This window comes from Streptomyces viridosporus (assembly GCF_002078235.1).
Taxonomy (GTDB): Bacteria; Actinomycetota; Actinomycetes; order Streptomycetales; family Streptomycetaceae; genus Streptomyces; species Streptomyces viridosporus.
Genome location: NZ_MSGP01000578.1, coordinates 1 through 10,598 on the forward strand (window position 1 = coordinate 1; position 10,598 = coordinate 10,598).

The 10,598-nt window shown below is 70.9% G+C and carries 13 protein-coding genes and 2 pseudogenes; 7 read left to right on the plus strand and 8 right to left on the minus strand.

Translation table 11 applies throughout. The annotated features are described in order from the left end of the window. Positions 1-109 precede the first annotated feature (109 nt). Together B7L92_RS33010 and B7L92_RS42990 are read left to right on the plus strand one after the other, a co-directional pair. A pseudogene (locus B7L92_RS33010) lies at positions 110-907 on the plus strand (hypothetical protein); the annotation flags it as partial. A 22-nt stretch (positions 908-929) separates the two neighbouring features. After that, positions 930-1,204, plus strand: a pseudogene (locus B7L92_RS42990) (response regulator transcription factor); the annotation flags it as partial. 32 nt (positions 1,205-1,236) lie between these two features. Here the strand turns inward: B7L92_RS42990 and B7L92_RS33020 are convergent. From B7L92_RS33020 to B7L92_RS33035, 3 genes are all read right to left on the minus strand, one after another. Then, positions 1,237-1,494, minus strand: a complete 258-nt coding sequence (locus B7L92_RS33020) for a hypothetical protein (protein WP_081240955.1) — start codon at positions 1,492-1,494, stop codon at positions 1,237-1,239. A 447-nt stretch (positions 1,495-1,941) separates the two neighbouring features. Next, a complete protein-coding gene (locus B7L92_RS33030) occupies positions 1,942-2,148 on the minus strand; it encodes a DUF397 domain-containing protein (protein ID WP_081240957.1) in 207 nt (68 codons plus the stop codon). Continuing rightward, positions 2,130-2,963 carry a helix-turn-helix domain-containing protein gene (locus tag B7L92_RS33035; protein WP_081240958.1) on the minus strand — a complete coding sequence of 278 codons (834 nt, stop codon included), beginning with the start codon at positions 2,961-2,963 and terminating at the stop codon, positions 2,130-2,132. Before B7L92_RS33035 ends, B7L92_RS33030 begins: the two co-directional genes overlap by 19 nt. Before the next feature lie 126 nt (positions 2,964-3,089). On the opposite strand from B7L92_RS33035, the gene B7L92_RS33040 reads away from it, so the two are divergent. The 4 genes from B7L92_RS33040 to B7L92_RS33055 all read left to right on the plus strand — a co-directional run bounded on the left by B7L92_RS33040 (position 3,090) and on the right by B7L92_RS33055 (position 5,193). Further along, entirely contained in the window at positions 3,090-3,317 is a 228-nt protein-coding gene (locus B7L92_RS33040; RefSeq protein WP_081240959.1) for a hypothetical protein, read from the plus strand. Further along, complete coding sequence (locus B7L92_RS33045; RefSeq protein WP_081240960.1) at positions 3,314-3,529, plus strand: hypothetical protein; 216 nt, start codon at positions 3,314-3,316, stop codon at positions 3,527-3,529. Before B7L92_RS33040 ends, B7L92_RS33045 begins: the two co-directional genes overlap by 4 nt. Before the next feature lie 22 nt (positions 3,530-3,551). Then, on the plus strand, positions 3,552-4,298 hold the full coding sequence (gene recO, locus B7L92_RS33050) for a DNA repair protein RecO (RefSeq protein ID WP_004988377.1): 747 nt from the start codon (positions 3,552-3,554) through the stop codon (positions 4,296-4,298). A gap of 61 nt (positions 4,299-4,359) precedes the next feature. Beyond that, positions 4,360-5,193 carry an isoprenyl transferase gene (locus B7L92_RS33055; protein ID WP_004988378.1) on the plus strand — a complete coding sequence of 278 codons (834 nt, stop codon included), beginning with the start codon at positions 4,360-4,362 and terminating at the stop codon, positions 5,191-5,193. Between the two features lie 151 nt (positions 5,194-5,344). Here the strand turns inward: B7L92_RS33055 and B7L92_RS33060 are convergent, their stop codons facing one another. From B7L92_RS33060 to B7L92_RS33075, 4 genes are all read right to left on the minus strand, one after another. After that, on the minus strand, positions 5,345-5,764 hold the full coding sequence (locus B7L92_RS33060) for a Fur family transcriptional regulator (protein WP_004988380.1): 420 nt from the start codon (positions 5,762-5,764) through the stop codon (positions 5,345-5,347). A 61-nt stretch (positions 5,765-5,825) separates the two neighbouring features. Further along, a complete protein-coding gene (locus B7L92_RS33065) occupies positions 5,826-6,728 on the minus strand; it encodes a metal ABC transporter permease (protein ID WP_081240961.1) in 903 nt (300 codons plus the stop codon). 3 nt (positions 6,729-6,731) lie between these two features. Continuing rightward, positions 6,732-7,499, minus strand: coding sequence for a metal ABC transporter ATP-binding protein (locus B7L92_RS33070; protein WP_081240964.1), 768 nt, complete (start codon positions 7,497-7,499; stop codon positions 6,732-6,734). Between the two features lie 35 nt (positions 7,500-7,534). Further along, positions 7,535-8,500 carry a metal ABC transporter substrate-binding protein gene (locus B7L92_RS33075; protein ID WP_081240962.1) on the minus strand — a complete coding sequence of 322 codons (966 nt, stop codon included), beginning with the start codon at positions 8,498-8,500 and terminating at the stop codon, positions 7,535-7,537. A gap of 159 nt (positions 8,501-8,659) precedes the next feature. On the opposite strand from B7L92_RS33075, the gene B7L92_RS33080 reads away from it, so the two are divergent. Beyond that, positions 8,660-10,042: a glycine--tRNA ligase gene (locus tag B7L92_RS33080; protein WP_081240963.1), complete on the plus strand. Its 1,383-nt coding sequence runs from the start codon at positions 8,660-8,662 to the stop codon at positions 10,040-10,042. Positions 10,043-10,196: 154 nt separating this feature from the next. On the opposite strand, the gene B7L92_RS33085 is transcribed toward B7L92_RS33080, so the two are convergent. After that, positions 10,197-10,403, minus strand: coding sequence for a hypothetical protein (locus B7L92_RS33085; protein ID WP_016826355.1), 207 nt, complete (start codon positions 10,401-10,403; stop codon positions 10,197-10,199). Positions 10,404-10,598 lie beyond the last annotated feature (195 nt).

Sequence of the window (10,598 nt, forward strand, 5' to 3'; positions counted from 1 at the left end):
AGGTCGTCGTGGCGCCGCAGCCCGTCCCGTACGGTGGCGGCGGTCTCGGCCAGCAGCCTCTCCGCGTGCCTGGCCCGTTCCTCCGCCGTCCGGTCCGGGCCGAGGAGGTACTGGACGGCCACCGCTGCGGCGCCACGACGACCTGCGCAGCGACCTGGTCCGGTACACCGAGGACGTGAAGCAGCTCGCCGAGAACCTCCCCGTCGCGACGGACCGTTCCGCCGGGCCCCAGCCGGCCCGGATCCCCATCGAGGCGGTGCCCGACCTGGCCACCAACTTCGCCGACGTCCTGGCCCCCGGGCCCCCGATCCTGTCCACCTTCGTCCGCCTGGAGATGCAGCGGGTGATCGGGTACATGACGGACCTCACCACCCTGACGGTGGAGTGCCCCGGCGAGAACCACGACTGGATGCTCGCCCTCACCCGCGCCGCGGAGGAGTCCATCTGCGCCACCAGCACCTCCGTCGACCGGGAGTTCTGGAACAGCGAGCCCGCCAGCCGCTACCTCCACGCCCAGCAGGAGGCGATCGACGAGCACGGGGTGCCGGTACGGCGGCTGTTCCTGCTGGAGAGCGCGCGGGAACTGGACGACCGGCTGCTGCGGCTGTGCGAGGAGCAGGAAGTGCTGCACATCGAGGTGCGCGTGGCGGTCCTGCCGGAACTGCCGCCGCACCTGCTGCGCGGCACCACCAACGACTTCATCGTCTACGACGAGGCGGTGTCCTTCGAGATCGACCAGGACCTGCGCGACGTCAACATCAGGACCCGGCTCATCGCGCGGCCGGACCACGTCCAGGACCGGATGAAGCGCTTCAGGGACCTCTGGGAGGCCGGCATGAGCCTGCGCGAACTGGAGGTGCGGGTCGACGACGAGGAGGACGGCACCTGGATGGTCGACCGGGGCTGAGCGGGCACGGACCGGCCCCCTCCCGGGGCCCACGGCACGGTTGATCGAGCGGTTCCTGCGCGGCCCGTCCCCGCCGGTGGCCGCCGGCCCCGACTGTCCGTCGGACCGTGAGCGGGGGCGCTCGCCCCGGTCGCGCGCGGCCTCGACGACACGGAGGTCGCCGAGTCGTCGGGTCTGGGCCCGCTCACCGCGAAGCCCCGCGTCAGCCGGATCATGGGCAGGCTCGGGGCGCGGGGCCGGGCCCAACTGGTCATCGCGGCCTACGAGTCGGGACTGGTGGCACCGGGAAGGCCATGACCCGTGGGCGCGCCGTGTCCGCCGCGCGTCCGTCAGAGGGTGTGGTGCAGCCAGCGCTGGATGGTGGTGTTGATGCTGCCGGACAGCGCGCTGAGGCTGTCGATGGCCTCGCGGTCCTCGGGGCGGGGCGGGATGCCGGCCGCGGTGAGGGCTGCCTGGAGTTCCAGCCGCCGACGGTCGCGCGGGGCGATGGAGGTGTCGAGGCGCTCGGCCGGGTTCGGCGGGGCCAGCAGGTAGTCGCCCTCGGCGAAGGCGTGGTTCGGGCCGTACTCGAAAGCGGTGGCGGTCATGTCGGTCTCCTCGCCAGGGGTGTCGGTTCTGCAGGACAGGAGCCCGCCTGCGCCCGCCCCGGTTGCGACCGCGGCGAAACGTCACGCCAACGGAGCCATCGACAGTTCATCGTCCGGTCCGACGAGCAGCCCGGAAGGCCCCGCCGGTGCCTCCTCGGACCGTCGTGCGGCGGACCGACGGCCGCCCGCGGGAGACGACCGGGACCTCTTCGACCGAGTGCGTCACCGGGGATGCCCTGACCGGGTGGCCGAACGCCTCACGCAGCTTCAGCACGCCGCTGAGCGGATACGCGGCGCGGCTCCCAGCGACGTCCTTCTCGTACACCGCGGGCGGCACCGTGCCGTTGCGCGCGGCCGGCATCGACTTGGCCAGGAAGGAACAACGGCCGGTCCGGTAAGGGGAGGCGGGCTGCAGGAGCCGGTGTCATGTGGTGGCTGTGGGGCCACTCACCGAGAAGCGAGTGGCCCCACGGTGCGGAGGAACTCCGTCCAGGCAGCCGACCCGACGACGACCACCGGTCCGCCGGTCACCTTGCTGTCCCGGACGGGGACGGCGCCGGGGACTCCGTCGGCGACCTCGACGCAGCTGCCGCCCTCACCGTTGCTGTAGCTGCTCTTGCGCCAGCGTGCGTCGCTCAGGTCGTACTCGCGCATCGTCCGAAGTCCTCTGCCGCCGACTCGATCAGGGCCAGGGACGCCTCTGGCGACAGCCCGGCGACCCTGAGCAGATCGTATGCGCGCTGCGCTCGCTTCACCACGGCCGGGTCGTCGACCAACGTTCCCGAAAACGACGTCTCCGTATAGGCGACGGGCGGCGCGTCATCGAACTCCATGAGCGTCAGCATGCCGCCCATGCACGGGTGGGCCCCCTCCGCGTAGGGAAGGACCGTCACCACCACGTGGCGCTCACGCACCAGTCGGGCGATGTGCTCCAACTGCCCGGCCATCGCCGCGCGTCCGCCCACCGGGGTGCGGAGTGCATTCTCGTGCAGGACGACCCAATACTCCGGCCGTGTCACGTCGTTGAGGACGCGTGCCCGTTCCAGGCGAGCCGTGACTTTCTCCTCGACGTACTCGTCGGTGACGAACGGGTTGGCCGCCACGGTTACCGCGCGGGCGTACCCCGCCGTCTGGAGAAGTCCTGGAACCAATGCGGGAGCGAACTCGCACAGCTTGGTGGCGAGCTTCTCGAGCTCCACCACCTCCGCGAAGTAATCCGCATACCGCCGGTCGTCGATCAGCTTCCTGCACAACCGCTCGAAAATACCGTCGGTTTGCAGGACCGCGTCGATCCGCTGTGCCACATCCAATTGAGGTTTCCGAATGGCCTGTTCGAACTGGCCGACATAGCCGCCCGAGACGAACACCCGCGCCCCCAGCTCCACCTGCGTGAACCCCGCCTCCTCCCGTCGCCGCTTCAACTCCGCCCCGAAGAACTCCCACGCGGCCTGGCGCGAACCATTGGCCATTGCTGCCCCCTTCTTCGCCCCTTTGCACAACCCCGTGCTTGTAGTGCGCAAACCCTTCCCGAGTGTAGACACGGAGTGCGACCGTGGGGATACGAAGAGTGAAAGTCGAAAGGGAAGGGGATCGCGGTGGAGGTGCAGCGCTCGGTGCTCTGCGTCGAAGAGGCGGAGGAAGCGGTGGAGGAATTGCGGGCGGCGCTCGCGAAGGCCGGAATCACCCTGCCGTCACTGGGGCTGGACCCGGTGAGTCTCGCGCGGGAGGTGCCCTGTCCGCTCGTCGAACTGGGGCGGTGCTCCGCGGAGACCGCCCGGCGGATCGCGGTGGCGGTGACGGCGGCGACGGCGGTGGCGCGGTGAAGCCTCCCGTCGGTGCCCACGTCGTCGACACCCGCACCGAGCGGATCGGCGTCGTCACGGGGCACGAGGGGCCCTACGTCCAGCTGAGACCGTACGGCGGCGGCCGGGAGTGGGACGCCGATCCGGGGGCCGTCCGCCGTGCGACGCCGGCGGAGCGGTTGCGCGCGGCGACCGCGTACGCCAATGCCCGCAGCCGCGGTGAGGTGCCCTGAGGGGTGGGCGACAATGGATGTCATGAGTCTGTTCCGCGACGACGGCATCGTGCTGCGCACCCAGAAGCTGGGTGAGGCGGACCGGATCATCACGTTGCTCACACGCGGTCACGGGCGCGTACGCGCCGTGGCGAGGGGGGTGCGCCGGACGAAGTCGAAGTTCGGCGCGCGCCTCGAACCGTTCTCGCACGTGGACGTGCAGTTCTTCGCGAAGGGGAGCGAGCTGGTCGGGCGCGGTCTGCCGCTGTGCACGCAGAGCGAGACCATCGCGCCGTACGGCGGCGGGATCGTCACCGACTACGCCCGCTACACCGCCGGCACGGCGATGCTGGAGACCGCCGAGCGGTTCACCGACCACGAGGGCGAGCCGGCGGTGCAGCAGTACCTGCTGCTGGTCGGGGCCCTGCGGACGCTCGCCCGGGGCGAGCACGCACCGCACCTCGTCCTCGACGCGTTCCTGCTGCGCTCCCTCGCCGTCAACGGCTACGCGCCCAGCTTCGGCGACTGCGCGAAGTGCGGGATGCCCGGGCCGAACCGGTTCTTCTCGGTCGCGTCCGGCGGCTCCCTCTGTGTCGACTGCCGGGTGCCCGGCAGCGTCGTACCCTCGCCGCAGGCCCTGGAACTGCTCGGCGCGCTGCTCACGGGAGACTGGGAGACCGCGGACGCGTGCGAGGCGCGGTACGTCCGGGAGGGGAGCGGGCTGGTGTCCGCCTACCTGCACTGGCACCTGGAGCGCGGACTGCGCTCGCTCCGGTACGTCGAGAAGTGAGCGCGAGCAGCACGTCGCGAGAGACAAGCACAGAACGTCGGCACGAGGAGACGAGAGACACATGGTCGTACGCGGGTTCCTGGGGCGCCAGCGCCGGGAGTACAGGACGCCGGAACCGCACCCCTCCGGCGCGCGGCCCCCGAAGCTCCCGGGCGAGCTGGTCCCGAACCACGTGGCGATCGTCATGGACGGCAACGGGCGCTGGGCCAAGGAGCGGGGGCTGCCGCGCACCGAGGGGCACAAGGTCGGCGCCGAGCGGGTGCTGGACGTGCTGCAGGGCGCGATCGAGATGGGCGTGGGGGCCATCTCCCTGTACGCCTTCTCCACCGAGAACTGGAAGCGCTCGCCGGACGAGGTGCGCTTCCTGATGAACTTCAACCGGGACTTCATCCGCAAGAGCAGGGACCAGCTGGACGAGCTCGGGGTGCGGGTGCGCTGGGTGGGGCGGATGCCCAAGCTGTGGAAGTCGGTGGCCAAGGAGCTCCAGATCGCCCAGGAGCAGACGAAGGACAACGACCGGCTGACGCTGTACTTCTGCATGAACTACGGCGGGCGCGCGGAGATCGCCGACGCCGCGCAGGCGCTCGCGGAGGACGTGCGGGCCGGGCGGCTCGACCCGTCGAAGGTGACCGAGAAGACCTTCGCCAAGTACCTCTACTACCCGGACATGCCGGACGTCGACCTGTTCCTGCGGCCGAGCGGCGAGCAGCGCACGTCCAACTACCTGCTCTGGCAGAGCGCCTACGCCGAGATGGTCTTCCAGGACGTCCTGTGGCCGGACTTCGACCGCCGTGACCTGTGGCGGGCCTGTCTCGAATTCGCCTCCCGGGACCGCCGTTTCGGCGGTGCGATCCCCAACGAGGAGCTGCTGGCCATGGAGGGCGAGCAGGCGTGACCCGAGGTCGCCGGGGGCTCGCCCCGGCGGTGCGGGCCCGGTCCGCGCGTCGTACCGGCGGGGATCGCGCTCCCGGGCCGTCGTCCGCCGCGCGGGTGGGACGTGCGTGAGCCCCGGGCCCGGGTTCTCCGGGCCCGGGGCTCACCGGTCCTCACGCGTCGCGGGTCGCCGCGCACTCCGCGCAGGTGCCGAAGATCTCGACCGTGTGCGCCACGTTGACGTAGCCGTGTTCGGCGGCGATGGCCTCGGCCCACTTCTCCACGGCCGGGCCCTCCACCTCGACCGCCCTGCCGCAGCCGCGGCAGACCAGGTGGTGATGATGGTCGTCGGTGGAGCATCGGCGGTAGACGGACTCGCCCTCGGCGGTGCGCAGGACGTCGACCTCACCGGCGTCGGCGAGGGACTGCAGCGTGCGGTAGACCGTGGTGAGTCCGACCGAGTCGCCCTTGTGCTTGAGCATGTCATGGAGTTCCTGCGCGCTGCGGAACTCGTCGACCTCCTGAAGCGCAGCCGCCACAGCGGCCCGCTGCCGAGTGGCGCGGCCCTTCACGGGCGGTCCAGCGGTGGTCACCGTTGCCTCCTCACGTCTGCCTCTGCCGGGGCCATTGTGCCAGTGTCCGGGCGGAGGTGGGTCAGACGTCCGCCCCGTCGGCGGTCACGCGGCTGGCCGGGATCGCGCACTCCACGGGGTCACCGCCGGGATGTGCGGCGGCCAGCGCCCGGGCGCGGCGGCGGGCCAGCGGGGTCGCCAGTGCGGTCAGCACGATGAACGCGCCGATCGTCAGCAGCACGATCGTCGCGCCGGGCGGCACGTCCTGGTAGTACGAGGTGACCGTGCCGCCGAGGGTCACGCTCACGCCGATCGCGACGGCGAGGGCGAAGGTGGCGGCGAAGCTGCGGCTGAGCTGCTGGGCGGCCGCGACGGGGACCACCATGAGCGCGCTCACCAGCAGCAGGCCGACCACGCGCATCGCGACCGTGACCGTCACCGCCGCCGTGACCGCCGTCAGCAGGTTCAGGAAGCGCACCGGCAGGCCCGTGACCCGTGCGAACTCCTCGTCCTGGCTGACCGCGAACAGTTGCCGGCGCAGACCGACCGTGACCAGGACGACGAACGCGGCCAGGACGCAGATGGCCGTCACGTCGGACTCGGAGACCGTCGACAGGGAGCCGAACAGGTAGGACGTGAGGTTCGCGTTGGAGCCGGTCGGGGCGAGGTTGATGAACATGACGCCGCCCGCCATGCCGCCGTAGAAGAGCATCGCGAGGGCGATGTCGCCACGGGTCCGGCCGTACCAGCGGATCAGCTCCATCAGGACGGCGCCGAGGACGGAGACGAGCGCGGCCATCCACACCGGCGACCAGCTGAGCAGGAAGCCGAGGCCGACGCCGGTCATGGCGACGTGGCCGATGCCGTCGCCCATCAGGGCCTGGCGGCGCTGGACGAGGTAGATGCCGACGGCGGGGGCGGTGATGCCGACCAGGACGGCGGCGAGCAGTGCCCGCTGCATGAAGGCGTAGTTCAGGATTTCCATGGGTCAGCTCAGCAGTCCCGTGCGGATCGGTTCGGCGCCCGCCGGTGCGTGCGGGTGGACGTGGTCGTGGCCGGGCAGGGCGTGCTGGCCGACGGCCTCGGGGGGCGGGCCGTCGTGCAGGACGCAGCCGTCGCGGAGGACGACCGCCCGGTCGATCAGGGGCTCCAGAGGGCCCAGTTCGTGCAGGACGAGCAGGACGGTGGCGCCCTCGGCGACCTGGGCCCTCAGGGTCTCGGCGAGGACCTCCTGGCTGGCCAGGTCCACGCCCGCCATCGGCTCGTCCATGATCAGCAGTTCGGGTCCGGCGGCGAGCGCGCGGGCGATCAGCACCCGCTGGTGCTGGCCGCCGGAGAGCGCGTCGACGGAGTCCTTGGCCCGGTCCGCCATGCCGACCAGGTCCAGGGCGCGCCGCACCGCCTCGCGGTCGGCCTTGCGGAAGACGCCGAAGCGGGTGCGGGCCAGGCGGCCCGAGGAGACCACCTCGGTCACCGTCGCCGGCACGCCGCCCGCGGCGGTGGTGCGCTGCGGGACGTAGCCCACGCGCGCCCAGTCGCGGAACCGGCGCCGCGGGGTGCCGAACAGCTCGATCTCGCCGGCGCCGACCGGCACCTGGCCGATGATGCTGCGCACGGCCGTCGACTTGCCGGAGCCGTTCGCGCCGAGCAGGGCGACGACCTCACCGCGGTGCACGGTGAGGTCGATGCCGCGCAGGACGGGGCGTGCGCCCAGCTCGGCGCGGACGCCGCGCAGGGATATGACGGGCTCGTTCATGCCGTCCTCCGAGGGGGCGGGGTGTCCGGGGGCGGTCACTTGGCTCCCAGGGCGGTCTGCAGGGACTTGAGGTTGGACTCCATGACCTGGAAGTAGTCGTCGCCGCGGGAGCCGTCGGTGATGCCCTCGATCGGGTCGAGGACGTCCGTCTTCAGCCCGGCGTCGTCGGCGAGGGTCTTCGCGGTCCGGTCGCTGACGAGCGTCTCGTAGAACACGGTGGTGACGCCGTCGGCCTCGGCCGTCCTCGTGAGCTCCTTCACGCGTGCGCCGCTGGGCTCGGACTCGGGGGACAGGCCGCTGATGGCCTCCTCGATCAGGCCGTAGCGCTCGGCGAGGTAGCCGAAGGCGGAGTGCGTGGTGATGAAGACGTCGGTCTTCCTGTTCTTCAGCCCGGTCTCGAACGCCGCGTCGAGGTCGTGCAGCTTGCCGACCAGGGCCTCGGTGTTCTTCCGGTAGTCGGCGGCGTGGTCCGGGTCGGCCTTCTCGAAGGCCTTGCCGACCCCCTCGGCGACCTCGGCGTACTTGACCGGGTCGAGCCAGACGTGGGGGTCCTTGCCGCCTTCGTGCTCGTGCTCGTGGCCGTGTTCGTCCTCGTGGCCGTCCTCGTGGCCGTGTTCGTCCTCGTGGTCCTCGAGGGAGGTCAGGGTGGCCGCGTCGATCTTCGTGCCGACCTCGGACTGGGCGATGGCCTCGTCGACGGAGGGCTGCAGGCCCTTGAGGTGGAGCGCCGCGTCGGACTCCTGGAGTCGCACGATCTGCTGGGTGCTGAGCTCCAGGTCGTGCGGCTCCTGGCCGGGCTGGGTGAGACTGGTGACGTGGACGTGTTCGCCGCCGATCTGCTCGGCGAGGAACGCCATCGGGTAGAACGACGCGACGACGTCGAACTTGTCGGTGTCGCCCGCGGCCGCACCGCCGGAGGAGCAGGCGGAGAGGGCGCCGAGACCGAGGGCGGCGGCCGCGGCCACGACGGCCGTGGGTATGGGGAGTCGTCGTACGTTCATGACAGTCATTTTCAAATAATATGGAAACCGTTGTCAACAAGGGGGGTGGGGGTCCGAACAGGGAGACCGATTGGTTGAGGGGCGGTCCTCGCCGGTAACCTGGGTCATTCGCTGGAAGCATCTCGCTTCGTCGCCCGTCGTCGTAATGAAGAGAGCACCGTGGCCGCCGACAAGATCGACACCATCGTCAGCCTGAGCAAGCGCCGTGGCTTCGTATTCCCCTGCAGTGAGATCTACGGCGGCCAGCGTGCCGCCTGGGACTACGGGCCGCTGGGTGTCGAGCTCAAGGAGAACCTGAAGCGCCAGTGGTGGCGCTACATGGTGACGTCGCGCGAGGACGTGGTCGGAATCGACTCGTCCGTCATCCTGGCCCCCGAGGTGTGGGTGGCCTCCGGCCACGTCGCCACCTTCACGGACCCGCTGACCGAGTGCACCTCCTGCCACAAGCGGTTCCGCGCGGACCACTTGGAGGAGGCCTACGAGGAGAAGAAGGGCCACGCCCCGGAGAACGGCCTCGCCGACCTCAACTGCCCCAACTGCGGCAACAAGGGCACCTTCACCGAGCCCAAGCAGTTCTCGGGCCTGCTCTCCACCCACCTCGGCCCGACGCAGGACTCCGGCTCCATCGCCTACCTGCGTCCCGAGACCGCCCAGGGCATCTTCACCAACTTCGCCCAGGTGCAGACCACTTCGCGCCGCAAGCCGCCGTTCGGCATCGCCCAGATGGGCAAGTCCTTCCGCAACGAGATCACGCCCGGCAACTTCATCTTCCGCACCCGCGAGTTCGAGCAGATGGAGATGGAGTTCTTCGTCAAGCCGGGCGAGGACGAGAAGTGGCAGGAGTACTGGATGGAGCAGCGCTGGAACTGGTACACCGGTCTCGGCCTGCGCGAGGAGAACATGCGGTGGTACGAGCACCCGAAGGAGAAGCTCTCCCACTACTCCAAGCGCACCGCCGACATCGAGTACCGCTTCCAGTTCGGTGGCAGTGAGTGGGGCGAGCTGGAGGGCGTCGCCAACCGCACCGACTTCGACCTCGGCGCGCACTCGAAGGCCTCCGGCCAGGACCTCTCCTACTTCGACCAGGAGGCCGGCGAGCGCTGGACGCCGTACGTCATCGAGCCGGCGGCCGGTGTCGGCCGGGCGATGCTCGCCTTCCTGCTCGACGCCTACGTCGAGGACGAGGCGCCCAACGCCAAGGGCAAGCTGGAGAAGCGGACCGTGCTGCGGCTCGACCACCGCCTGGCCCCGGTGAAGGTCGCGGTGCTCCCGCTGTCCCGCAACCCCGAGCTGTCGCCGAAGGCGAAGGGCCTGGCCCAGGCGCTGCGGCAGAACTGGAACATCGAGTTCGACGACGCCGGCGCCATCGGCCGCCGCTACCGCCGCCAGGACGAGATCGGTACGCCGTTCTGCGTGACCGTCGACTTCGACACGCTGGACGACAACGCGGTGACCGTGCGCGAGCGCGACACCATGAAGCAGGAGCGCATCTCGCTGGACCAGATCGAGGGCTACCTGGCAGCGCGTCTGATCGGCTGCTGAGGCGTCCCCCGACGACCGACGTCGACCGGCCCCCGGCACGGCACCACTGCGGTGCCGTGCCGGGGGCCGGCGCGTTTCCGGGGGGTGTGTCCACGGGCGGACGTCATGAGGCGCCGCCTCCCGGTGGCCACGCTCGCGGCCCCCGCCCTTAGCCCTACGCGGCCGCCGGGTTCACCGTCGCCTGGTGGGCGTCGGCGAGGTGCTCCTGCGCCCTGGCCCAGGGCAGGAACCGGGCGCCTCTGCGCCAGCCGCACGTGTCGCAGCTGAGCGTGCGCTGCACGCCGGTGCGTCGCACGCGCACGACGTGCTCGCGGCCGTGGAGATCCCAGCGGCTGATCTTGTCCGTGTCGAGCTGCGGCATGGCCCCTCCGGTCTTGCGCCGTCCGTCCTCGTACTCCTTCCCCGTTCGGCGACGGCAAGCAGCGCACGGCGGGAACACGACGCCGACCGGCGTTCCGGCGCGCTCCGTTCGCACGGGCCGGTCCGTGGAATCCCGGGCCGCGACGGAGTGCGGCACGGCACCGTTTCGCCACTGCCGCGGAGGGTGGGGGAGGGG

Bases quoted from the DNA above. Each gene is read 5' to 3' on its own strand.
- B7L92_RS33030 (WP_081240957.1), bottom strand. From the start codon at position 2,148: ATGCGCGAGTACGACCTGAGCGACGCACGCTGGCGCAAGAGCAGCTAC.
- B7L92_RS33055 (WP_004988378.1), top strand. From the start codon at position 4,360: ATGGTCGTACGCGGGTTCCTGGGGCGCCAGCGCCGGGAGTACAGGACG.
- B7L92_RS33065 (WP_081240961.1), bottom strand. From the start codon at position 6,728: ATGGAAATCCTGAACTACGCCTTCATGCAGCGGGCACTGCTCGCCGCC.
- recO (WP_004988377.1), top strand. From the start codon at position 3,552: ATGAGTCTGTTCCGCGACGACGGCATCGTGCTGCGCACCCAGAAGCTG.
- B7L92_RS33020 (WP_081240955.1), bottom strand. From the start codon at position 1,494: ATGACCGCCACCGCTTTCGAGTACGGCCCGAACCACGCCTTCGCCGAG.
- B7L92_RS33035 (WP_081240958.1), bottom strand. From the start codon at position 2,963: ATGGCCAATGGTTCGCGCCAGGCCGCGTGGGAGTTCTTCGGGGCGGAG.
- B7L92_RS33075 (WP_081240962.1), bottom strand. From the start codon at position 8,500: ATGAACGTACGACGACTCCCCATACCCACGGCCGTCGTGGCCGCGGCC.
- B7L92_RS33070 (WP_081240964.1), bottom strand. From the start codon at position 7,499: ATGAACGAGCCCGTCATATCCCTGCGCGGCGTCCGCGCCGAGCTGGGC.
- B7L92_RS33085 (WP_016826355.1), bottom strand. From the start codon at position 10,403: ATGCCGCAGCTCGACACGGACAAGATCAGCCGCTGGGATCTCCACGGC.